The sequence below is a fragment of the Arthrobacter sp. N199823 genome (assembly GCF_002929705.1).
Classification (GTDB): domain Bacteria; phylum Actinomycetota; class Actinomycetes; order Actinomycetales; family Micrococcaceae; genus Specibacter.
Map to the genome: position 1 here is coordinate 216,014 of NZ_PJIN01000004.1, position 22,757 is coordinate 238,770.

The following is a 22,757-nucleotide window of genomic DNA, read 5'->3' on the forward strand; positions in this document are numbered from 1 at the left end:
TTCATGAAGACGTACAAATTTTTGTTCTCCAGCAAGTGGCTGGGCTATTTTGTTGTGGCGCTCATCTTCGCCCTCGCCTGTGTGGCCTTGGGCAACTGGCAGATGAATCGACGTAATGCCGTGGTGGAGAACATTCACAAGATTCAGCAAAACTATGCTGGTACTGTCGTGGACTACGCAGATGTAGCCGCCAACTTCGACGAGTTGGACCCGGCAAAAGAGTGGACTCAGGTTCGCCTCAAGGGAACGTATCAAACTGCCGACCAGCGAGTAGTCCGCAACCGACCCCTCAACGGTGGTCCCGGCTATGAGGTGCTCGTTCCGCTGACGCTGGAAAATGGTGACACAGTTATCATTGACCGCGGGTGGTTGCCAATTGGCAACAGGGAAGCCGGTCACCCGGACACGGTTCCACAGCCGGAGGCTGGCACAGTTGAGGTCATTGCCCGGCTCAAGCCGGCCGAACCCACGTTAGACCGTGGCGCTCCTGAGGGGCAGCTGGCGTCCATTGATTTGAAGGCCTATGCAGCGCAGCTGGACTACCCGATCAAAACCGGCTCTTATGGTCAATTGGCTACCGAGTCCCCCGCTGCCGCCGTCAATCCAGTTCCCTTCCCAGCCCCTTCCATCGATGAGGGTTCACACCTGAGCTATGCCCTGCAGTGGATAGCTTTCGGCATCCTGGCCTTTGTGGGCTTCGGCTACGCCGCAAAAATGCAGCGCCGTAACGACGACTTCGACGCTTTGGAAGCCGCCGAGGCGGGGGTTCCCGTTGAGGAACTTTACGGGCACGGATCAGCGTTCCACCCACGACGTCACGTCAAAGTTCGCAAGCCAGGTGCCAAGCCAACAGCGGAGGAAGCTGAGGATGCGCTTCTGGACTCTCAGGGATTCTGATGGAAAACCCCACAGGGAATCACTGCGTGAACCATGCTGTGGATTACGCAGTGGATCCCATTGTTGAAAACGTTCGAGGCGCTTTGCTGGCTGCTGGTTTGCCTGACAGCGTGATCGTAGTCCCGGAATCCGTGGCCACGGCTGCAGCAGCTGCGGCCGTGTTGGGGTGCGATGTTGGGGCTATTGCCAACAGCCTGATCTTCGAATGCGGCGGCGAGCCCCTCCTAATACTTGCCAGTGGCGCAGCCAAGGTGGATACCAAGAAGGTTGCGGGCGAGCATGGGCTGCCCAAGATCAGCCGAGCCACCCCGGACTTTGTCATCGAACACGCTGGCCAAGGCGTTGGCGGAGTAGCTCCGCTGGGACATCCCTCCCCCATCCGCACCTTCCTCGACACGGACTTGTTGGAATTCCCACTCTTATGGGCCGGCGCGGGCAGCCACCAGGCCATGCTCTCCATTAGCTATCGAGACCTACTCGAAACTACGGGAGCAACGGAAACAGCCGTACGCTAGTCCCCACTCACCAGCCCAGCAAATCGCTGGCGCGATTTCCTGAGAACCTGGTGAGCCTGGGCCCAACCACGTTCTCCCGCCCACCAGCCACAGAACTACCAGAACGCGTGGGCCCAAACGCAAGAACGGCGGGAGGTTCCCATAAGATCTCAGGGAACCTCCCGCCGTCGTACTTCCGCCGGTAAAACTAGGCCATCGTGATGAGGTCCAAGTAGTCCGGGCTCCACAAGTCTTCGTCGCCGTCGGGCAGCAGCACTACGCGCTCAGGATCCAGAGCCGCAACGGCACCCTCATCGTGGCTGACCAAAACAACGGCGCCGGTGTAGTTCTTCAGCGCGCCGAGGATCTCCGCGCGGCTGGCGGGGTCCAAGTTGTTTGTGGGCTCATCAAGCAGCAGCACGTTGGCGCTGGAGGCAACAATCGTAGCCAACGCCAAGCGGGTCTTCTCGCCACCGGAGAGAACCCCGGCAGGCTTGTTGACGTCGTCCCCGGAGAACAGGAACGAACCAAGAATTCCACGAACCTCGGCATCATTCATATCTCCGGCGGCAGAACGCATGTTCTCCAGAACCGTGCGGGAAACGTCCAAGGTGTCGTGCTCCTGGGCGTAGTAACCAATCTTCAGGCCGTGACCGGGGATGATCTTACCCGTGTCAGGCTGGGAGACACCCGCAAGCATGCGCAACAGCGTGGTCTTACCGGCACCGTTGAGACCCAAAATGACAACCTTGGATCCGCGGTCGATCGCCAAGCTGACGTCCATGAAAATTTCCAGGGAGCCGTAGGACTTGCTCAGCCCTTCAGCCATCAGCGGGGTCTTGCCACAGGGCGAGGGATCGGGGAAGCGCAGAGCGGCAACCTTGTCATTGGCACGGACCTCTTCAAGTCCGGCCAGCAGGCGCTCGGCACGCTTTGCCATGTTCTGCGCAGCAACAGCCTTGGTGGCCTTGGCGCGCATCTTGTTGGCCTGCTCCATGAGCACGCCAGCCTTCTTCTCAGCGTTGGCGCGTTCACGGCGTCGTGCGCGTTCATCGGTTTCACGCTGAGCCAAGTACTTCTTGTACCCCAAGTTGTACTGATCGATCGTGGCGCGGTTGGCGTCGAGGTGGTAAACCTTGTTCACGGTGGCGTCCAGGAGCTCCACGTCGTGGCTGATCACGATCAACCCACCGGTGTGGCTCTTGAGGAAGTCCCGCAACCAGGCGACGGAATCCGCGTCCAAGTGGTTAGTGGGCTCATCGAGCAGCATGGTCTTGGCGCCGGAGAACAGGATCCGAGCCAGTTCTACACGGCGGCGCTGACCACCAGAGAGAGTCTTCAGAGGCTGGTTGAGGATGCGCTCGGGCAGGGCGAGGTTTGAGGAGATCGCAGCTGCCTCAGCTTCAGCGGCGTATCCGCCGTGGGCCAGGAATTCGGCCTCGAGGCGGTCATAGCGGCGCATGGCTTTGTCGCGAATGTTGTTGTCTTCGCTGGCCATGTCATTCTCGGCCTTGCGGAGCTTGGCGATGACCTTATCCAGGTCACGGGCCGCTAGAATGCGGTCCTTAGCGAGCTGCTCCATGTCCGGGGTGCGGGGATCCTGGGGCAGGTAGCCGATCTCACCGGTGCGGGTGACCTTGCCACCGGCAGGAAGTCCTTCACCGGCCAGGACGCGGGTCAGAGTGGTCTTGCCGGCACCGTTACGGCCCACCAAGCCGATCTTGTCACCGCTGTCGATGCGAAAAGATACTTCGTCCATGAGCAATCGCGCTCCAGCACGTAACTCGAGGTCTTGGACCGATATCAACGTAGTAACCTTTCACAGTAAGTGGATAAGTGCCGCGAAACGATTTCTCCCCACAAAGGAGGAGACCTGCGTTGTACAACCTATCCAGTCTAACGAGGTTCCGGGAGACAAAATCTCCCTTGCGGCAAAACTTTACTGAAAGGCACCAAAATGACTTCTTCAGCGCCGAAGAATGAGACGTTGACCACTGGAAATCATCCTCCCATCACCTCCGCCGGCGTGCCCGATGCACGCTCACCGCGCAGGCGTTGGGGTGCCATGGACCTCTCACTCATCGCTGTTTTTGCCGCTCTCATGGCCGCCTCAGTCGCCGTTCCAGGTATCAACGTGGGCCCTCTGGGAGTGGCCATCACCTTGCAGACACTCGTGGTGGCACTATGTGGTCTGGTCCTTGGCTTTGGCCGCGGAACCGCGGCAGTAGGGCTGTACGTGTTGCTGGGCTTGATTGGTCTGCCCATCTTTAGTGGTTTCCGTGCCGGTCCGGCCGTGCTGGCTAGCCCGTCGGCTGGCTACATTGTGGGCTTCATCTTTGGTGCCGCAGTTATTGGCCTGCTGGCAACGGTGGCTGTTCGCAGCCGGTGGCGCCCCGCTGCTTTGTTCGCAGCGGCCATGGCCGGAACCGTGGTGATCCACGCCTTTGGCATTGTGGGCTTTGTCATGAAGGGCATGAGTTGGCCTGCTGCCATGGTGGCCGATGTCATTTACCTTCCTGGCGACATCATCAAGAACGTTCTTGCCGTGATCATTGCACTGAGCCTGCACCGGGCATTCCCTGACCTTTTGGTCCGCCGCCAACGGTGATAGATTCCTCACACCGCGGCATTGTTCTCGCCCAGGCGGGAGTCACCCTCCCGCCGGCAGATCCCCGCACGCAGCAAGCAAAACAAATTCTGGCTCCGCTCTCTCTGACGTTGACAGAACAAAGAATCGCCATCATTGGCGCGAACGGCTCCGGCAAGTCCACCTTGTTACGGCTCCTCAATGGTCTGCTCCTGCCCACGACCGGAACGGTGAGCGTGAATGGCCGCAGCACCCACACCGATGCGGCCGCCGTCCGCCGCAGCGTGGGCTTTGTCTTCACCGACCCCCTCTCGCAACTGGTCATGCCCACTCCACAGGAGGACCTTGAGCTGTCCTTGCGCCGGCAGAAGCTTGGCAAGAAGGAGCGCCGAGATAAGGCCCTTGCGATCTTGGGCGGCTACGGGCTGGAGCATCTAGCTCAGAGCAGTATCTATGAGTTGTCTGGCGGCGAACGGCAGCTGACAGCGCTTGCCACCGTCTTGGCCGTTGACCCGGACATTCTGGTGCTCGATGAACCGTCCACGCTGCTGGATCTGCGCAATACCCGCCAGCTCATGCAACGCCTCACGGACCTGCCCCAGCAAGTCATCATGTCCACCCACGATCTCTCCCTGGCCGCCACTTTTGACCGGGCCTTGGTCATCGAGCAAGGCCAGGTAGCGTTCGACGGCGATCCGCACCAGGCCATTTCGGCTTACCGGGAGCTGGCGGGTTAGTGCGCGGCCACGCTTTCATGGTTGCCGGGTATATTCCCGGCTCCTCGCTCATCCACCGCACGCCACTGGCGCTCAAGGCCGCGCTCTTGTTCGCCGTTGCCGTGCTCTGCCTGGCCTCACCGTTGATTTCGGTCTTGGTTGGTGCGCTTACCACCACGGCAACCCTGGTGCTGGTGGTCGTCGCCCATTTTGTTGCGAGCTTGTCCTGGCAACGGATGTGGCGTGCTGTCCGAATGATGCTGATCTTCTTGGTGCTTATTGCGGCCTATCAGTGGTGGCAGCACGGCCCCTTGACGGCATGGCAGGTGATTGCCGCCATCGTAGCCACGGTCCTCGCCTCCAATGTTCTCACTGCCACCACGCCTGTGGACGAACTCTTGGACGGACTGGCCGCTCTGGTCAAGCCCCTGCAACGGTTCGGTGCCGATCCAGAACGTTTCTCGCTCACAGTGGCCTTGATGCTGCGCAGCATCCCGTTTGTTATTGGCGCCTTTTCCGATGTTCGAGACGCCGCCCGTGCCCGCGGTCTGGAACGCAATTTGCTGGCCCGCTCACTTCCCGTAGTCATCGCTACTGTGGGGTATGCACGTGCCACCGGTGAGGCGCTGGCGGCACGTGGCCTGGGCGATCCCGAACCAAGAGATGTGGAGCACGACGGCGGATCCCTCACCTAACGCCGTCGAAAGCGTGCCGCGGAGTAGCGGGTGAACTCAGCCGTCCACCAGTTTTGGCCAGTTGCTCGAGAAGTAGCTCACGAACGGCTCCGCGAGTTTTTCCGAGCGGAGGTGGTCCTGTGTCACGGGGAAGGACTGCGCCTGATACCTAGGGTCTGCAATAGCCCGACGGGCGAACGCGTGGTCGGCGATAGCGGCCTTGCCGATGTAGGCGAGGTCAGCCCCCTGATTGAGCACCTGCTGTACGTCCGCGGCGCTAGCTAGGTGTCCAGCGACACCGAGGGCTGTTCCGTGGCGGGGCAGGTCCAGAAAGTGTTCCAGTAGTGTTTGGCTGCCTTCAGAAGCATGAGCGGGAAGTTTGGCAACGTCCCACAACGACAAGTCGAGGATGTCGATGTCCCCGCTGGCGAAGAGCTCACCGACGAGCTGGACCATGTCCGCGAGGACCAGGCCATAACGTTCCACTGACAGGCGAAGCCCAATATGAAAGTGCGGACCGGTACGTTCCCGGATCGCTCGTACCACTTCTTTCACAAAGCGGGCCCGTCCGGTGGGATCAGTACCGTACCCGTCCTCACGGAGGTTGTTTGAGGCGTCCAGGAACTGGCCGACCAAGTATCCGTGGCCGCCATGCACTTCGATGCCGTCGATCCCAGCTTTCTCAGCGCGTGCGGCGGCAGCTGCGAAGTCTTCTACCGCTTCTTGAACCTCAGCTGTCGTCATGGCCCGCACCCCGATCTGGGCATCATCCCATGGTCCCACGACCTCCAAACCGGACAGCGTTTTCTCCGCGCGCACGCCTCCGTGATGGAGCTGTACCGAGGACCGCGCACCCGCAGCGGAGACGGCGGCGGCAAGCCGTTCCAGCCCGGGCAGGTGGTCATCGGAGGAGATACCAAGCTGGCCAGGCCAGGTCTGCCCTGCTGTGTGAACATAGGCGGCCGCAGTCTGCAAGAGACCGAACCCGCCGTCGGCGCGAGCCATCAGCCACGCGAGCTCGTCATCGGACAAGGTCCCGTCCGGGTTGCTCTGCTGATTGGTCATGGGCGCCAGAACCAGACGATTAGGCAGAGAGTGCCCATGGCGCAGATTCAGCGGGTCGGACAGATTCGTCATGGAACTCCTGTGAGAGAAGGATTAACCTCGTCGGCGAAAGGAATTGCTCTCCTCGTCGAGGGTACCGATACTGGCCTCGATCAGCATCCACACCATAACTTGACGTCATGTAGCCGCCAATTTCCTGTCCTTGCGGCGTCAACTGATCTCGAGAATGAGAACATGTTGCTATGGGAAATTTCATGCGCTCACTGGCCAATGAGATTCTCAGCCGTATTGGCCCGGGTCGCCGCTTCCTAGCTGTCGATGGTGTCGATGGCAGTGGCAAAACTGCCTTCACCGCCAAGCTAGTGGCTGAACTACATGACCGAGCCGTGGTCGTTATCCACACCGACGACTTCTTGAACCCATCCGCCGTCAGGTATGCCAAAGGGCGTACGTCACCAGAGGGTTTCTGGGCGGACAGCTATAACTACTCAGCACTCCGTGATCAGGTGCTCGTGCCCCTTGGCCCCACGGGCGACGGAAAGTATTCGCCGTCGTCCTACGACTCAGGGGCAGACCGAAGCGAACCAGCCCCCTACGTTCAAGCACCAATGGATGCGCTTGTCATTGTGGAGGGCATGTTCCTACACCGCGATGAACTAGCCCACTTCTGGGATGCGTCCGTGTACTTGGACGTTCCCTTCACCGAAACGGCTGCGCGCATGGCTGTCCGAAACGCCAGCAATCCTGATCCGGAGCATCCAACGATGCGCCGCTATGTCGGCGGACAGCGCCTGTACTTCCAAGCAGCTCGTCCGTGGGAACGTGCCACGTTCCTGGTCGACAACACAGATTTCTCGTCGCCGAAGTTGATGCGTCCTTAATTGCCTGTTTCCAGCGTATTTTGGCCCTAAAGTGTGGAAACGGATAAATTGGAGGTATGGCTTTGACATGGAATTTCCGGGCAAGCGACTCATCTGACGCGCATTGGATGGCTGAATTGCGGGCCGAAGTCATGCGTGCCGACCTTGAACGGCTTGGTCGCTATGACGCGATAAGGGTTCGTCAACGCTTCCTTGATGCTTTCCTTCCCGAGTACACACAAGTCATTGTGGCCAACGGTCAAGACATCGGACTTGTGGCACTGCGCCCAGAGGCCGATGCGGTGTGGCTGGAGCATTTCTACATTGCCCCGGACTACCAGGGGCTGGGTATCGGTCGCGAAGTTCTTGCCCGGATCATGCAAGAGGAGCATTTCACAAAACCCCTCCGCTTAAACGTTCTCCAAGGCAGCCCGGCCCGCCGTTTGTATGAGCGTCACGGCTTCACGCTGGATCACGAAGATTCAGTGGACGTATACCTCGTAACGGCCCGCTAGGGAGACACAGCCCGTCGTACTATGAATAAATGCCCACTTCACTTCCACATTCAGCCCTCACCTTGACGTCGATCGAGCAATCTCTCATTGACATTGCTCGAAAGACCATCGATGCAACCACCGATGCTGGTCCTGGCGAAGACGGCGTGCACACCATGGGCGCCGCCATTAGAACACAGGACGGCAGAATATTTACAGGCGTGAATCTTTACCACTTCACCGGTGGCCCTTGTGCTGAACTAGTGGCGCTCGGAGCCGCCCGCGCCGCTGGTGCGCTCGATCTGAGCCACATTGTGGCAGTTGGAAATCATGGCCGTGGAGTGAAGAATCCGTGCGGACGCGATCGGCAGATTCTTGCTGACTACTACCCAGAAATACGCGTAATCATTGATTCACCGCAGGGACTAGTGAGCGTGCTTGCCTGCGATCTTCTACCCTTCGCCTATGACTACCTTGCCGAACAATCCTGACGCAAGTCTCCCGTAGCAGGATCCTAGGAAGCAGGTGCCTCTAGGCTTACTGCTTGAAAATGAGCGGCAAGTCCAATACCTCCGGCCACACTGATCATGGCGAACGCATCTCGGCCAGCAGTTCCACTCACGCCACCCGGCGCCACCTCGCGCTGAACTTGCGCCAGGAGCCGCGTCACCAACACAGCCCCGGACGCACCGTACGGATGCCCCAAAGCCAGCGCCCCGCCGTCGTGATTAAACAGGGCGGGATCGAGGTCGAGGATGTCGGCCACAGCCAGCACTTGGGAGGCAAAGGCCTCATTGAACTCGATGAGGGAATCCCGAACCTGAGCAATCTGCAGTCCATTTCGGGTCAGCAACGATTCCATGGCGTGCGCTGCACCCACACCGAGCAGATTGGGATCATTGCCCGCAACAGCGCTGGCACGAAACGCCAGGACAGTTCCGGGCCCGCCTTCCAGAGTCTCTGCCATGGCCCGGGCCCGAGTCAGCGAGGTGACAACAGTCATCGCCGCCCCATCGCTGAACGGACACGAGTTGCCGGCAGTCACGGTACCCCCGGAAACAAATGCCGGAGGGAAGCGTGCCGTTAGGGCCGCGCTGAACTTGGGCCGTGGTCCCTGGTCTTCAGCGAGGCCGGCGAACGGGACTAGCTCCTCGGTGAAGGCCCCATTGCGCTGAGCGATGACTGCCTTGGCATGGCTGGCCCGGGCATAATCGTCTTGCCGCTCGCGCGTGATGCCATAGTGGCGTGCCACGTTTTCAGCTGCGACGCCTGCGTCGGGATCTCCTATTTCGAGCGGGGCAAATTGTGCCCTGTCAAAGAACTCCAAGGAACCGTCGGCGGCCTTGTGCGCGCGGGCTGGAGCTGTGCTGATGCTCTCCACTCCCCCGGCCAAATAGAGCTGACCGGCGCCGGCCTGCACAAGGCGCGCGGCCAGAATGATCGCTTCGAGCCCCGATCCGCACTGCCGATCAACACTCAGTCCCGGTACCTCATGGGGCAATCCCGCCGTGAGTGCCGCTAACCGCGCAACATTGCCACCGCCACCGGTGGCATTGCCCACAATGACGTCATCAATGTCTGCCGGGTTGATGCCCGAGGCCGCAACGAGGTGCTCAATGACGGCGGCAGCCAGCTCATGTGCCCTGTGATGCTTGTAGGCGCCGCCTGCCTTTGCCGTGGGCAGCCGCTTGGCTATGAACACCACAGCGGTGGTGTCAGGGTTGTGGGCCCCAGGTTCACGGCCTATTGCTTCATTACCCAATTGTTCACCGGCGACGTTGGACACGGGGGTCTCCTTCCACAATCCACCGGATCAGTACTGCCCTGCTGATTTTGCCGCTCCCCGTCAGTGGAAGTTCGGCCAGCTCGTAGTAGTGCGATGGGCGGTGGCTGGCAGGCAGCACCGCAGAACTTGTGCGCAAGCGGGCCACTGCATCAGCAGTAATGTCATCGGGGTGCCAACCCAAATCTGGTGCAGCCGGGCGAAAAGCCGCAATGACTAGGTGGCCTCGCACGGGATCGGGAAGCCCTGCAACAATGATGTCCGGCTCTGTCTTGCTCTTGCAGCTCCTGCGGAGTGCCTGTTCGACGGCGTGCGGGTAGACGTTGGCGCCGGAGCACAGGATCATGTCACTGGCACGGCCAGCCAGATGAAGGACTCCGTGCTGATCGAGGCTGCCCTGATCATGCACGGTGTACCAGCCGCCGGTTCCTAGCTCAGAAAAGGCCAGACCGTCTTCACCCCAGGCGTAACCGCTGCACACATAGGGGCTCTTGACGCAGATGCTTCCCAATTCCCCATTGGGCACCTGCCTGCCCTGCCCATCACGAATGCTCAGTTGCACACCCGGAAAGGCTCGCCCCACGCCGTCGGAATCATGTGGACTAGTAGCTGGCTCCAGCGTTGTGGCAGCAACAAATCCCAGCTCCGCTGCGCCATAATACTGGTGAATCACGGCGTTCGGTGCCCATTGCTGTGCCAAGGCTGCCGTTGCACCTGTCAGTGCGGAGCCGGCGCAGACAATACTCGTGATGCCCGGGGCTAGCTGCCCGGTGGCCACCCCGCGACGCGCCAGCAGCTCCAGGACTGTGGGCACCAGGACCAACCGATTGACGTGGTGGGCTGAAACTGCAGCCAGCGCCGTATCAGGACCGAATTCCGGGAGCGCAATAAAGGTGCCGCCAGCGAAGATGGACTCACCCAGCGCGTAGAGATTCATGCTCGCGGCCATGGGACCCGGTGCCAGCGTGACCGTCACGGGAGTCAGGCAGAAATGCTCAGTGCTGCGAATAAACGATTCGTGCCACGATGCCGCACTCCGGGTGAAAGCCTTGGGCAGCCCGCTGGTGCCAGAGGAAAGCCCCAAGAGGAACGGTGGATCGATTGGATCCTGTGTCATGTTCCAGCTCTGGGCGGTGGCTGTCAGTTGCCTGCGCAGCTCCAGTGGCCAGCTGGCATCCAGCACCATGGCTGTTTTGTGTTGGCGGACGGCGGCACAAAACTGGGCGGCTAAGTTCACGCCTGCGGGTTCGTCGATGATGGCGATCTGGCCAGTGCCGGATGCAGGCGCACTAGCGGCCAAGGTTGCGGTAGTTTCAACCGTCGCCAGCAGGCTGGTGTAGTCCAGGTGCTGGGCACCAACAATTACGGCAGGGCGGGACCCAGAGGTCTTGGCCCAGTGCAGGAGTTTATCTATGAACGGCATTGCCTTCATCGTAGAGGAGATAGCGAACCAGAGAAATCCGCCGGCTGCCAGTGCACTGGACCACAGTGCTGTCCCGCAGTGGGCCGCTGTGGCGGTACCCTAAAGCCATGACTTTTAATGAAGGTGCGCGGCTTGACCCCTCGCAAGCGGAAGACCGTAGAGGCCGTGGCAGTATGGGCCGCGGAGGCAAGATGGGATTGGGGCTCGGTGGCGGCATTGTGGTGCTCATCGGAGCTCTGTTGGGTATCAATCCCGATCTACTGAACTCGATACTGGGCGATACCGGCGAACAACCGGCCATCGAGCAGTCCGGCGGCTCAGCACTAGAGAACTGCCAAACGGGAGCGGACGCCAATGCCAACTTGGACTGCCGCATCCTCGGCACGGCCAACGCGCTCAATAGCTTCTGGCCTGGCTACCTCAACGAATATGGTGTGAAGTACTCCGTACCGAAGACCGTGATCTTTACCGGGAGCGTGGACACCGCCTGTGGTGCCGCCACTTCAGCGGTTGGCCCGTTCTACTGCCCCGGCGATAACAACGCGTACTTTGACCCGGACTTCTTCGCCCAGCTGGAAACCCAGTTCGGTTCCTCCGGCGGACCATTAGCCCAGGAATATGTGGTGGCTCACGAGTTCGGCCACCATGTACAAGATTTAACCGGGACCATCGGCAAGGCCCAGCAGGACCCCAAGGGAGCCCAGTCGGCAGCTGTACGCACTGAGCTTCAAGCCGACTGCTATGCCGGAATCTGGATGCGGTACGCCTCCACGAAGCCAGCTCCAGGAGGTAGCCAACCGTTCCTGAAGCCGCTGGTACAGAGCGATCTCAACGATGCCCTGTCTGCTGCTTCCTCCGTTGGGGACGACAGGATCCAGAAAGCCGCCACTGGCAGGACCAATCCGGAATCATGGACACACGGTTCAAGTGAGCAGCGCCAAAAGTGGCTGTACAAGGGCTACCAAAGTGCCGACTTGGAAGCCTGCGATACCTTCTCCGTCCCGAACGTCTAGTTCCAAAACGAAAAGAACCGCCGCCGTCCCCGAACAATTTCGGGAACGACGGCGGTTCTTTTAATTGGTGGATGGGCCCACGCCGCCGAGGGACCCGCCGCGAGCTTGCGAGCGGTGGGAGGCGGTGGGGACTAGATGTTGAAGCCGAGGGCACGCATCTGGTCGCGACCGTCGTCGGTGATCCGCTCAGGACCCCACGGCGGCATCCACACCCAGTTAATGCGCCATTCGTCAACGATCGGGCCCAGTGAGTTTTCCACCTGTTCCTCGATGACGTCCTGTAGCGGGCAGGCCGCCGTGGTCAGCGTCATATCCAAGAGCAAGGCGCCGTCGTCGCCGTAACGCATGCCGTATAGCAGACCCAAATCGACGATGTTGACGCCGAGCTCCGGGTCAATGACGTCCTTGAGCGCTTCCTCAACGTCTTCGAGGTCAGTTTGTCCAGCAGCAATGGCTGCACTTGATTCGCTGATGTCAGTCATGATTCCTTCTTAGCGATGGTTAGGCTGTTGCCGATTCTGCAACCAGGTAGCGGTCGTAGCCTTCTGCTTCCAAACGGTCAGCAAGCTCTGCGCCGCCCTGTTCGGCGATGGCGCCGTCAACAAATACGTGCACAAACTGCGGCTTGATGTAGCGCAGGATGCGGGTGTAGTGGGTGATGAGCAGCGTGCCCAAGCCACCTGCCTCGATGGAGCGGTTCACGCCTTCGGAGACAACCTTCAGTGCGTCAACGTCAAGACCTGAATCGGTCTCGTCGAGGATGGCGAACTTGGGGCGCAAGAGCTCCAGCTGGAGGATTTCGTGACGCTTCTTCTCGCCACCGGAGAAACCTTCGTTGACATTACGCTCAGCGAACTCGGGCTCGATGCGCAGCTGGGCCATGGCAGCCTTGACGTCCTTGGTCCAGGTACGCAGCTTGGGGGCTTCGCCGTCAATGGCGGTCTTGGCGGTGCGCAGGAAGTTGGTCATTGTGACACCGGGGATTTCTACCGGGTACTGCATGGCCAAGAACAAGCCTGCGCGGGCGCGCTGGTCAACTGTCATCGCCAGGACGTCTTCGCCGTCGAGGGTGATGGAGCCGCTGTCAACCGTGTAGCGGGGGTGGCCGGCAATGGTGGAGGCCAGGGTGGACTTGCCGGAGCCGTTAGGGCCCATGATGGCGTGCGTCTCACCGGTGTTGATGGTCAGGCTGACACCCTTGAGGATCGGCTTGATGCCCTGTTCCGTCTCGATGCTGACGTGCAGGTCCTTGATTTCCAGAGTAGACATACTCTATTTTCTCCTAAAAAGTTTGTGTGCGGGCCGCGGCGCTACTGCGCGCTGACACCATTAAGAATGTTGGTGACGTCCACATAGACGTCGCTGCCGTGAATGCTCAGGGCAAAGACGGGCACGGGTTCAAATGCGGGCAATGTCAGCGGTTGACCTGTGGTCAGGTCAAAGGAGCTGCCATGTGCCCAGCATTCGATGGTGCCGTCCTCCACGTCGCCTTCGCTGAGGGAGATTTCCGCGTGTGAGCAGGTATCCCCAATAGCGTGAAGTTCCCCGTAGGAGTCCCTCACAATGGCGATGGGGTAATCATCAACCTCAACGAGCAAGGATGATTTCACCTGGATGTCGTCGGCTTGGCAGACAACGACGCCGGCGGGCGTGGAGGAATCAGTCACTGTGGTGTCGCCGCCAATTCGCGTTCCACGGACTCGCGCAGACGCTCTTCGAGGGCAGGTACCTGGATGTGCTGGATGACCTCGTTCAAGAAGCCACGGACCACCAGGCGGCGGGCAACGCTTTCTTCAATGCCGCGAGCCTGCAAGTAGAACAACTGCTCATCATCGAAACGACCAGTGGCGCTTGCGTGCCCTGCCCCTTCAATCATGCCGGTCTCAATTTCCAGGTTGGGCACCGAATCAGCGCGCGCACCCTGGGTCAGGATGAGGTTGCGGTTCATCTCGTACGTGTCAGTGCCTTCAGCCTGCTTCCGGATCAGCACATCGCCAATCCAGACAGCGTGGGCGTTATCGCCCTGCAGGGCACCCTTGTAGGTGACGCGTGACTTGCAGTTCTTCGTGGAGTGATCCACAAACAAGCGCTGCTCGAGGTGCTGTCCGGCGTCGGCGAAGTACAGACCGTACATCTCAACGTCGGCACCCGTACCGCTGTAACGCGCTGCCGGGGTGGTGCGAAGCAGGTCGCCACCGAGGTTGATGACAACGTGCTTGATCTTGGCGTCGCGGCCAACCAAAAGGTGCTGCGCACTGGCGTGTACGGCGTCGTCATTCCAGTCCTGGATGCTGACAACCGTCAGGTTGGCACCGTCCTCAACGAGGATTTCGATGTTCTCGCTCAGCACGGCGGTGCCGCGGTGATCCAAGACGACAACGCCAGTGGCGAACTTCTTGGCAATGACGACGACGTGCGAGGCTGCGGGAGCATCGCCCTGACCGGTGAGAGTCAAGGTGGTGACGTTGTCTGCGTTGCCAGCGAACTCTGCCGGCAAGGTGACAATGGTGGCTTCACTGAAGTTTTCCCAGGCGGCCGCAGCCACACGGTCTTCCGGGATGCCTGCGGTACCGATGCGTGCGTCCTCGCGCCCCACGGTCTCAACCGTGACGCCGTCGGGCGCCGAAACCTCAACCAACGGTGCAGGACCGTTGAGCTTTACGCCCTTGATGCCTACACGGTCTAGGCCGCGCAGACGCTTCAGCGGGGTGAAGCGCCATTCTTCTTCACGGCCGGTAATGGCCGGGAAGTCGGCAAGGTTGTAGGAGGTCAGGCGGCCAGCGCGTGAGCTGTCCGGGACGCCAACGCCGCCACCGTGGCTGTCTCCGCCGTGGCTGTGAGCCTTGGCGGCGCTGCCGCCGAGGGGACCTGACTCGGGGTTGATCTCGGAGAGGCTTTCGCCTTCCTCGGTCATGCCCTTAATGAAGTCCTGCGACCAAACTTTTGAATCTGTTGCGTGTTCTTGCGTGAGCTCGGTCATTTAGCCGACGGCCCCTTCCATCTGCAGTTCGATCAGGCGGTTCAATTCGAGCGCGTATTCCATGGGCAATTCCTTGGCGATCGGCTCGATGAAACCACGCACAATCATGGCCATGGCCTCGTCCTCGGGCATGCCGCGGGACTGCAGGTAGAACAGCTGCTCTTCGCTGACCTTGGACACGGTAGCCTCGTGGCCCATGGAGACATCGTCTTCACGAACGTCCACGTAGGGGTAAGTATCCGAGCGGGAGATGTTGTCCACCAGCAGGGCGTCACAGCGAACCGTGTTCGCCGAGTGCGTAGCACCTTCACGGATCTGGACCAGACCGCGGTAAGCGGCACGTCCGCCACCTCGAGCTACAGACTTCGAGATGATCGAGGACTGCGTGTTCGGAGCAATGTGGACCATCTTGGATCCGGTGTCCTGGTGCTGACCTTCACCAGCAAAAGCAACCGACAGCGTCTCACCCTTGGCGTGCTCGCCAACAAGGTAAACGGCCGGGTACTTCATGGTGACCTTGGAACCGATGTTGCCATCGACCCACTCCATGGTGGCGCCTTCGTGTGCAATGGCGCGCTTGGTCACCAGGTTGTACACGTTGTTGGACCAGTTCTGGATGGTGGTGTAGCGAACGCGGGCGTTCTTCTTGACCACAATTTCCACAACAGCTGAGTGCAGTGAATCCGAGGTGTAAATCGGAGCCGTGCAACCCTCGATGTAGTGCACGTAGCTGCCTTCATCGGCAATGATGAGCGTGCGCTCAAATTGGCCCATGTTCTCAGTGTTGATACGGAAGTAAGCCTGCAGCGGGATTTCCACGTGGACGCCCTTGGGGACGTAGACGAAGGAGCCACCGGACCAGACGGCCGTGTTCAAGGAAGCGAACTTATTATCGCCCACAGGAATCATGGTGCCGAAGTATTCCTGGAAGATCTCCGGGTATTCGCGCAGCGCGGTGTCTGTGTCGGTGAAGATGACGCCCTGTGCTTCCAGGTCCTCGCGGATCTGGTGGTACACAACCTCGGACTCGTACTGGGCTGTCACCCCACCTACCAAGCGGTTACGCTCAGCTTCGGGGATACCCAGCTTCTCGTAAGTGTTGCGGATGTCTTCGGGGAGTTCTTCCCAGGATCCGGCCTGCTTCTCCGTGGAACGCACAAAGTACTTGATGTTATCGAAGTCAATGCCGGAGAGGTCTGCACCCCAGGTGGGCATGGGCTTGCGGTCGAAGTACTTCAAGCCCTTCAGGCGCATGTCCAGCATCCACTGCGGCTCGTTCTTCTTGGCGGAGATGTCGCGAACGACCTCTTCACTCAGGCCACGGCGGGCATTGTCGCTGGCCGTGTTTTTATCTGACCAGCCGAAGGCATAATTGCCTAGGCCCTCCAGTTCGGGGTTCCTTTCGAGGATGTCGTGGTTGGTGGCATCTGCCACATCACCATTGGCGCGAACATCCTGCGCTAATTGATCCGTCATCACGGCCTTTCTTGCTGATGGTTGGAAACTGAGCTCACGGGGTTTTGGGGACCGGCTGGCACTGCTGCCAGTTTGCGGACCACCGCCCGCCCCGTAGGTACATGTGTGGTGCAGACGTGTCCGCCACTTGCCATGGTGGAGAGTCTGCGGACATCGACGCCAATCAACCGGGAGAAAACTTCGGTCTCGGCATCGCAGAATTGAGGAAAGGAACTGGCAAGCTCCTGTATGGGACAGTGCCCTTGGCATAACTGTTCGGCGGCCATAGATGTTCCGCTGTTGAGCGAATTAGATGTGGCGACGAACCTGTCGGCGTTCAGCGCTGTGGCCAAAACCTTGGATCGGGCGGCAACATCTTCGCCGGCTGCATCTACAAGAGGCTGGTATTTGGCCTCCATGAGGGCAAAGCGGCGTTGAGCAAACTCCACTACTCCGGCGTCACCACGAATACCTGAAATTTCATTCAGGGCCTGCGTGGCAATCTGGAGGTAGTCGTCGCCAATTTCGGTTTGGCCTCGCTTGGAGACAACATAACGACGCGCGGGACGCCCGGCACCGCTTTTGGCATTACTGACCAGCTTGACTTCAATGAGCCCTTCCTTGGTCAGCGAATCTAGGTGACGGCGCACGGCGGCAGGAGTAAGCCCCAACAGTTCACCCAGCTGGGCAGCACTAATGGGCCCATGTTCCAGCACGGCCGTCAAGACACGGTCTCGGGTACGCTCATCAGGCTCCACACCCGTGGCGTGCACGGACGTTGTTTGCTGACTCATTAACACCTCCACACAGTCAAAAACTACGCACAACAATAGACAACACAATTATGTCGTAATTGAGCACCTTATGCCACTAAGGTGAGCCTACCCACAGGCCCGTATGAGCCCAAGAGACTTGTGGCACCGGCGGGACGTTGCGGAACCCGGTAAAATTCCCAAGTGGCTCGCGTACAATGGCCGCGTGACAAAGACACTTTCCCCTGCCCTGGAAATTTCCGGGCTCATCAAGGACGTGGGGCCCTTGCCGGCATTGGATGGCCGGATGAAACGCGTCGTTTCCAACATTAGCCTGACGGCCCACTTTGGTCAGGTGACGGCTCTCTTGGGTGCCAATGGCGCCGGCAAAACCACCACCATCGAATGCGCCCAGGGCCTACAAAACCGCACCGGCGGCAGCATTTCACTCCTGGGTCAGGATCCGGAACATGCCGACGCCGCACTGCGTTCCCGGGTGGGTGTCATGCTGCAGGACGGCGGACTGCCCCCGGCGGCCCGCCCCATTGCGCTGCTCCGCCACGTGGCGGGCTTGTACCAAAACCCGCTGTCTGTGGACGCCCTGGTAGAGCGGCTCGGCATCAACGAGTTCTCCGACACAAACATTCGCCGCCTCTCCGGTGGCCAGAAGCAGCGCGTGGCTCTGGCCGCTAGTCTGCTGGGTAACCCGGAGGTGCTGTTTCTCGATGAACCCAGCGCGGGCCTGGATCCGCAGTCGCGCATCATGGTTTTTGAGCTGATTCGGGAACTGCGCGACGCTGGCAAGGCCATCATCCTCACCACGCACCTACTCGACGACGCCCAGCGCCTTGCCGACTACGTTTATATTGTGGACAAGGGTGAATCGGTGGCTGCCGGCACGGTACAGGAACTCCTTGAGTCGTCCACGGCAGCCATGGAACAGCGTGCCATGACGTTCGAGGCCACACCATCTTTGGACGTGTCTGCCCTGCTGCGCCCCGGACTTGAGTGCTCAGAGACTCGTCCCGGAAGCTACGTTTTGACCGGCCCCTTGGAACCGGCCGATCTTGCCCGCTTTGGCGCCTGGTGTGAACGAGCCCATGTCATGCCGACTTCCGTACACCTAGCATCCAAGTCCCTCGAGGACGTGTTCCTTGCCATTTCCGACGGCGCCGCAACAGTTGCCCCTGTTTCCGCCCATCGCAACTCTCACAGCACGGTGATTTCATGAGCACCCTATTCCATAACGCCCCGCCGGCACACGCGGCGAGTCTGACCCGGCGAATTTTGAACCAGGGCAAGTACGAGGCTTCCACCATGCTGCGCAACGGCGAACAGCTGGTGCTCATGGTGGTCATGCCACTCCTGGGCCTCATTGCACTGGTAGCCACTCCCCTGCTCGATGACATGGGACACTCCCGTGTTGCTATTGCAGCCCCGGGCATTCTTGCCCTGTGTGCGCTCTCGACGGCATTCACCGGACAGGGTATTGCCACCGGATTTGACAGGCGTTATGGGGTCCTACGCTTCATGTCCACCACACCGCTGGGCAAGGGCGGATTGATCGCCGGGAAGGTCATCGCCGTACTGGCCGCTTTGGCGTTGCAAGTGGTGCTGATTTCCACCGTGGCCGCATTTATGGGCTGGCGCCCGCCACTAGCTGGCGTGTTGCTGGGCATCCCGCTGCTGATTTTGGGCGCTGCCGCCTTCACGGCAATTGGTCTGCTGATTGCCGGCACCGTCCGTCCTGAAGCGACCCTGGCTATCACCAACCTGGGCTGGATACTGTTCGCCGCTGTGGGAGGGATTGTGCTGCCAGCAGGCAAGTTCTCCAGCGCCCTCGAGGCATACGTCCAGTGGCTGCCCTCCGGCGCTCTCGGCAACCTGATGCGCGCTGCACTGATTGAAAGCCGCCTCGATGTGTGGGGGCTCATTATTTTGCTGGCGTGGGGTGTGGCTGCCGCCATCGCCGCCGTCAAATGGTTCAAATGGAATTGAGAGGCGACACCGAAGTGAGTCAAAGCAGTACCGCAGTAGCCCTGCGCACCTTTGCACAGAAATTACCTACGACCATAACCCCCGCCATCAAGCGCCTCAGCGTGGCCTCCTTGATCGGTCAAGGCATCTTGATCATCTCCGGTGGTGTGGTGCGAGTTACCGGCTCGGGGCTCGGTTGCCCCACCTGGCCCAAGTGCACGGCGGAGTCCTTGACGAATACGCCTGCGATGGGCATCCACGGAGTCATCGAATTCGTCAACCGCACGCTCACTTTCGGTCTTGCCGCCATCGCCCTGGTCCTGCTGGTTCTGCTGTGGAACCTGCGCCACGAACGTAAGGATCTATTCTGGTTGGCGTTTGGTCTTCTGGCCGTCATCCCCGCCCAAGCCATTATTGGCGGCATCACAGTGCTCTCGGGCCTGAATCCTTATGTCGTGAGCCTGCACTTCCTGGTCTCCGCAGCGCTAGTGGTGGTCTCCATGTTGATGGTCAACAGGACCTACGGCCGCACGGGTATTTCGGGACCCCATGACGTTCCTCGCGCCAAGCCCCTCATTCGCCAGCTAAGTGTCATCGCCGCCGTGGCCAGTTATCTGGCAGTAGTGTTGGGCACTTTGGTTACAGGTTCCGGTCCACACTCAGGCGATGCCACCTCGCCGCGTATGGAATTGGACGGCTACCTTGTGACTCGCATGCACGCCGTCCCCGTCTACGTGCTCGTGGCGACGGCGTTGCTGCTGGTCATTTTGCTATGGCGCAACGGCAAGGGTGATATCCTCCGAAACGCAGCCTTGATCCTGTTCGTGTCGGTGCTCTTCCAGGGCGTCATTGGATACTGGCAGTACTTCACCGGCATTCCGATCCTTCTCGTGGTGGTCCACATGTTCGGAGCCTCGCTCATGCTCTCCGTTGCCACCAACATGATTGATGTGGCGCTTCGCCGCGGCAAGGACCAAGTTCAGCTCAAGTAGCCTCCCGCTCCAGTACAGCGGGCCCAGAGGCTCATGGTCGGAGTGACAGGGCTGCACGGACTGCTGCTTGTCAGGCCCGGTGTCCATACCCGAAAAGGTATCGGCACCGGGCTTTTTCATGCCCGTTTGTCCACCGTGTTCTACTCCGTTTTGCCCTCCATGTTGCACCCCGTTTGGCACTCCGTTTAGTACTCCGTGCCCCTGGTACTCCGTTTTGTACTCCGTGTAGTACCCCGTGCGCCGATTCTTGCTGCCCCGACGCGTTCTGGTGCCCGACTCCCCGGTCAGTGTCCAGATAATGCCACTTAGGAACCCCGAAAACTGCTCATAACGACATTATCTGGACACTCGACGGCGGAGCGGAATGGACAGGGTCAGATGGAGCTCGCCGGGAAGAACTCACCGACCAACCTAGGTCTGGCGAATCAACAGGGCAAAATGGCGGCGATCAGCTGGCACGGTCCCGGCTCCGCCCTCCCCGCACCCCGGGCACGCTAATACCGCCCTCAGCGAGCCCGTACTTGCAGCTAGAGGCGGCACCTAACGAGCCAGCGCTTGCTGACGACGCGTTCTAACGAGCCAGCGCCTGCCGCCACAGAAGCGTTAGGTCACCTGACTCCCCGGTCAGTGTCCATATAATGCCACTTAGAAGCCCCAAAATCCGCTCATAACGACATTAACTGGACACTCGACGGCGGAGCGGAATGGACAGGGTCAGATGGAGCCCGCCGGGAAGAACTCACCGACCAACCTAGGTCTGGCGAATCAACAGGGCAAAATGGCGGCGATCAGCTGGCACGGTCCCGGCTCCGCCCTCCCCACTGCCCGCACTCCGGACTCCGGGCACGCTAATACCGCCCTCAGCGAGCCCGTACTTGCAGCTAGAGGCGGCACCTAACGAGCCAGCGCCTGCCGCCACAGAGGCGTTAGGTTACCTGGCTCCCCGGTCAGTGTCCAGATAATGCCACTTAGAAGCCCCAAAATCCGCTCATAACGACATTATCTGGACACTCGACGGCGGAATGGAGCGGAATAGACGGAACGCGACAGGACATAGTGTCCCAGGCCGAGGACTTAACCAGCAACGGCCGGCTCCTTCCGTGGGGAAGGTGCCGGCCGCCGTCGTGCGGTGCAAGGTGCGCGGTGCACGGTGCACGGTGCGCAACATTATGCGCGTGATAGAAGTCGGAGCGATCAGCCCATCAAAGCAGAACCAACAAACGGGTCCACAGCCAGCGAGAGGAATACCAGCGTCAGGTAGCTGATGGAAACATGGAACACCTTCATGGCGTTCTTCTTCGTGACGAGGTCTTTCTTCGAGTTGTTGTAGAGGACATGTGCCTCGTACAAGAACCAGGCACCCGCAGCGAGGGCCACGACGGTGTAAACAATGCCAGCGCCGCCGAGCGGGATCATGAGCAGTGAGCACGCCACCATGGCCCAGGTGTAAAGGACAACCTGGACGGCAACGGTGCGGGAACCGGCCACGGCGCCGAGCATGGGGACGTTGACGGCGTTGTAGTCGTCGCTGTAGCGCATGGACAGCGGCCAGTAGTGTGGCGGTGTCCAGAGGAAAATCACCATGAACAAGATGATGGCGGGCCACTGGACGGAGTTGGTCACAGCCGACCACGCGATCAGGACCGGGAAACAACCGGCGGCTCCGCCCCAGACAATGTTCTGTGATGTGCGGCGTTTGAGAATGATGGAATACACCACCACGTAGACAAAGATTGCGCCAATGCCCAGCATTCCTGTGAGGGGATTCACACTCCACAATAAGACAACGGCAATGACTGTGAGCACCCAGGAGAAGATCAGAGCTTCACGGGGAGTGATGACGCCCGTCACCAAAGGCCGCTTCGATGTGCGGTTCATGACCTTGTCAATATCGCGGTCGATGTAGCAGTTGAATGCTCCTGCAGCGCCAGCGGCCAGTGCGCCACCAACCATCGTGGCCAGCATCAGCCAGAGGCTGGGAACGCCGCTCTTGCCGGAAAACCCCTGCGCATAAAACATGGTGGGCAAGGTGGTGACTAGCAGAAGCTCAACGACCCGGGGCTTGGTCAACGCCAGATATCCTTTGGCCTTTTCCGAGAAACTTGGCGAAACTTTGGCCGAAGCCCCAGTTGCCGGGCTATGTGTCGCACTCACGTGTAATGTCACCATGTTTTCATTGTTGTCTTTAGTGCCGGTCACATCCTGGGCGCAATTATTGCGCCGGATGTCGCTGTTATGCCAGCCTCGCCAAGATTGCCCGCGAACAGGGACGCTACTGGCGCGTTACAGACGCGTTAAACCTCTCTTCATCATAGCGGATTTCCCTACGGAAGAGCGAAAATCGCCATTGTCAAGACCGGCTCCAACTCTGCGCAACATGTGAAAACTAATCACGTTCCGGGTACTAAATCGTGTAACTTTAGAATTGCCTCATGGCATGAGATTTTAGCGGTCACACCACCGTGGGACTAAGCTTGCAATTGCTGAAGCATCACCGCAGTGCGGAGCCAGCAGCGTGCGCCGGGTACCTCAGGGCAACCGGTTGCATTCAAGTCGCCCGCACCTGCATTATTTATGCACATAACGAGAGGGACC

General features: G+C 59.9%; 23 protein-coding genes. 12 read left to right on the top strand and 11 right to left on the bottom strand.

Annotated elements, in window-relative coordinates; all coding sequences use genetic code 11:
* Positions 1–3 precede the first annotated feature (3 nt).
* Positions 4–897, top strand: a complete 894-nt coding sequence (locus CXQ93_RS11240; protein ID WP_104110508.1) for an SURF1 family protein — start codon at positions 4–6, stop codon at positions 895–897.
* A gap of 26 nt (positions 898–923) precedes the next feature.
* Positions 924–1,412 carry a YbaK/EbsC family protein gene (locus CXQ93_RS11245; protein WP_258068872.1) on the top strand — a complete coding sequence of 163 codons (489 nt, stop codon included), beginning with the start codon at positions 924–926 and terminating at the stop codon, positions 1,410–1,412.
* 187 nt (positions 1,413–1,599) lie between these two features.
* On the opposite strand, the gene CXQ93_RS11250 is transcribed toward CXQ93_RS11245, so the two are convergent.
* Positions 1,600–3,198, bottom strand: a complete 1,599-nt coding sequence (locus CXQ93_RS11250) for an ABC-F family ATP-binding cassette domain-containing protein (RefSeq protein ID WP_104110510.1) — start codon at positions 3,196–3,198, stop codon at positions 1,600–1,602.
* 150 nt (positions 3,199–3,348) lie between these two features.
* On the opposite strand from CXQ93_RS11250, the gene CXQ93_RS11255 reads away from it, so the two are divergent.
* The 3 genes from CXQ93_RS11255 to CXQ93_RS11265 are packed head-to-tail and all read left to right on the top strand — an operon-like array spanning position 3,349 to position 5,389.
* On the top strand, positions 3,349–3,999 hold the full coding sequence (locus CXQ93_RS11255) for a biotin transporter BioY (protein WP_104110511.1): 651 nt from the start codon (positions 3,349–3,351) through the stop codon (positions 3,997–3,999).
* 20 nt (positions 4,000–4,019) lie between these two features.
* Complete coding sequence (locus CXQ93_RS11260) at positions 4,020–4,715, top strand: ABC transporter ATP-binding protein (protein WP_104110668.1); 696 nt, start codon at positions 4,020–4,022, stop codon at positions 4,713–4,715.
* The gene (locus CXQ93_RS11265; protein WP_104110512.1) at positions 4,715–5,389 is read left to right on the top strand and encodes an energy-coupling factor transporter transmembrane protein EcfT; all 675 of its coding nucleotides are present in this window, start codon (positions 4,715–4,717) and stop codon (positions 5,387–5,389) included. Before CXQ93_RS11260 ends, CXQ93_RS11265 begins: the two co-directional genes overlap by 1 nt.
* 36 nt (positions 5,390–5,425) lie before the next feature.
* Here CXQ93_RS11265 and CXQ93_RS11270 read toward each other — a convergent pair whose 3' ends face one another.
* Entirely contained in the window at positions 5,426–6,505 is a 1,080-nt protein-coding gene (locus CXQ93_RS11270) for an NADH:flavin oxidoreductase (protein WP_104110513.1), read from the bottom strand.
* 170 nt (positions 6,506–6,675) lie between these two features.
* Here CXQ93_RS11270 and CXQ93_RS11275 point away from each other — a divergent pair, with 170 nt between their 5' ends.
* The 3 genes from CXQ93_RS11275 to CXQ93_RS11285 are packed head-to-tail and all read left to right on the top strand — an operon-like array spanning position 6,676 to position 8,278.
* Positions 6,676–7,314 carry a uridine kinase gene (locus CXQ93_RS11275; protein WP_104110514.1) on the top strand — a complete coding sequence of 213 codons (639 nt, stop codon included), beginning with the start codon at positions 6,676–6,678 and terminating at the stop codon, positions 7,312–7,314.
* Between the two features lie 56 nt (positions 7,315–7,370).
* The gene (locus CXQ93_RS11280) at positions 7,371–7,808 is read left to right on the top strand and encodes a GNAT family N-acetyltransferase (protein WP_104110515.1); all 438 of its coding nucleotides are present in this window, start codon (positions 7,371–7,373) and stop codon (positions 7,806–7,808) included.
* Positions 7,809–7,837: 29 nt separating this feature from the next.
* Complete coding sequence (locus CXQ93_RS11285) at positions 7,838–8,278, top strand: cytidine deaminase (protein ID WP_104110516.1); 441 nt, start codon at positions 7,838–7,840, stop codon at positions 8,276–8,278.
* 23 nt (positions 8,279–8,301) lie between these two features.
* Here the strand turns inward: CXQ93_RS11285 and CXQ93_RS11290 are convergent, their stop codons facing one another.
* Positions 8,302–9,573 carry a thiolase family protein gene (locus tag CXQ93_RS11290; protein WP_258068875.1) on the bottom strand — a complete coding sequence of 424 codons (1,272 nt, stop codon included), beginning with the start codon at positions 9,571–9,573 and terminating at the stop codon, positions 8,302–8,304.
* Positions 9,554–10,993, bottom strand: a complete 1,440-nt coding sequence (locus tag CXQ93_RS11295; protein ID WP_181036132.1) for an AMP-binding protein — start codon at positions 10,991–10,993, stop codon at positions 9,554–9,556. The genes CXQ93_RS11290 and CXQ93_RS11295 overlap by 20 nt, the downstream gene beginning before the upstream one ends.
* Before the next feature lie 107 nt (positions 10,994–11,100).
* On the opposite strand from CXQ93_RS11295, the gene CXQ93_RS11300 reads away from it, so the two are divergent.
* Entirely contained in the window at positions 11,101–12,006 is a 906-nt protein-coding gene (locus CXQ93_RS11300) for a neutral zinc metallopeptidase (protein WP_104110670.1), read from the top strand.
* Between the two features lie 131 nt (positions 12,007–12,137).
* Here the strand turns inward: CXQ93_RS11300 and CXQ93_RS11305 are convergent, their stop codons facing one another.
* From CXQ93_RS11305 to CXQ93_RS11330, 6 genes are read right to left on the bottom strand one after another with little or no spacing between them, the layout of a single operon-like run.
* Complete coding sequence (locus CXQ93_RS11305) at positions 12,138–12,488, bottom strand: metal-sulfur cluster assembly factor (RefSeq protein ID WP_104110518.1); 351 nt, start codon at positions 12,486–12,488, stop codon at positions 12,138–12,140.
* A 19-nt stretch (positions 12,489–12,507) separates the two neighbouring features.
* Positions 12,508–13,275: a Fe-S cluster assembly ATPase SufC gene (gene sufC, locus CXQ93_RS11310; RefSeq protein ID WP_104110519.1), complete on the bottom strand. Its 768-nt coding sequence runs from the start codon at positions 13,273–13,275 to the stop codon at positions 12,508–12,510.
* Positions 13,276–13,316: 41 nt separating this feature from the next.
* Positions 13,317–13,673: a non-heme iron oxygenase ferredoxin subunit gene (locus CXQ93_RS11315; RefSeq protein WP_104110520.1), complete on the bottom strand. Its 357-nt coding sequence runs from the start codon at positions 13,671–13,673 to the stop codon at positions 13,317–13,319.
* Positions 13,670–14,986: a Fe-S cluster assembly protein SufD gene (gene sufD, locus CXQ93_RS11320; RefSeq protein ID WP_104110521.1), complete on the bottom strand. Its 1,317-nt coding sequence runs from the start codon at positions 14,984–14,986 to the stop codon at positions 13,670–13,672. The genes CXQ93_RS11315 and sufD overlap by 4 nt, the downstream gene beginning before the upstream one ends.
* A complete protein-coding gene (sufB, locus tag CXQ93_RS11325; RefSeq protein WP_104110522.1) occupies positions 14,987–16,462 on the bottom strand; it encodes a Fe-S cluster assembly protein SufB in 1,476 nt (491 codons plus the stop codon).
* Positions 16,462–17,235 carry a metalloregulator ArsR/SmtB family transcription factor gene (locus CXQ93_RS11330; protein WP_104110523.1) on the bottom strand — a complete coding sequence of 258 codons (774 nt, stop codon included), beginning with the start codon at positions 17,233–17,235 and terminating at the stop codon, positions 16,462–16,464. The genes sufB and CXQ93_RS11330 overlap by 1 nt, the downstream gene beginning before the upstream one ends.
* Positions 17,236–17,419: 184 nt before the next feature.
* Between CXQ93_RS11330 and CXQ93_RS11335 the strand changes: the two genes are divergently transcribed.
* The 3 genes from CXQ93_RS11335 to CXQ93_RS11345 are packed head-to-tail and all read left to right on the top strand — an operon-like array spanning position 17,420 to position 20,162.
* Entirely contained in the window at positions 17,420–18,424 is a 1,005-nt protein-coding gene (locus CXQ93_RS11335; protein WP_258068878.1) for an ABC transporter ATP-binding protein, read from the top strand.
* The gene (locus CXQ93_RS11340; RefSeq protein ID WP_104110525.1) at positions 18,421–19,191 is read left to right on the top strand and encodes an ABC transporter permease; all 771 of its coding nucleotides are present in this window, start codon (positions 18,421–18,423) and stop codon (positions 19,189–19,191) included. The genes CXQ93_RS11335 and CXQ93_RS11340 overlap by 4 nt, the downstream gene beginning before the upstream one ends.
* Positions 19,182–20,162 carry a heme A synthase gene (locus CXQ93_RS11345; RefSeq protein ID WP_104110526.1) on the top strand — a complete coding sequence of 327 codons (981 nt, stop codon included), beginning with the start codon at positions 19,182–19,184 and terminating at the stop codon, positions 20,160–20,162. The genes CXQ93_RS11340 and CXQ93_RS11345 overlap by 10 nt, the downstream gene beginning before the upstream one ends.
* A gap of 1,194 nt (positions 20,163–21,356) precedes the next feature.
* Here the strand turns inward: CXQ93_RS11345 and CXQ93_RS11350 are convergent.
* Positions 21,357–22,328: a heme o synthase gene (locus tag CXQ93_RS11350; RefSeq protein ID WP_373418200.1), complete on the bottom strand. Its 972-nt coding sequence runs from the start codon at positions 22,326–22,328 to the stop codon at positions 21,357–21,359.
* Positions 22,329–22,757: the final 429 nt, after the last annotated feature.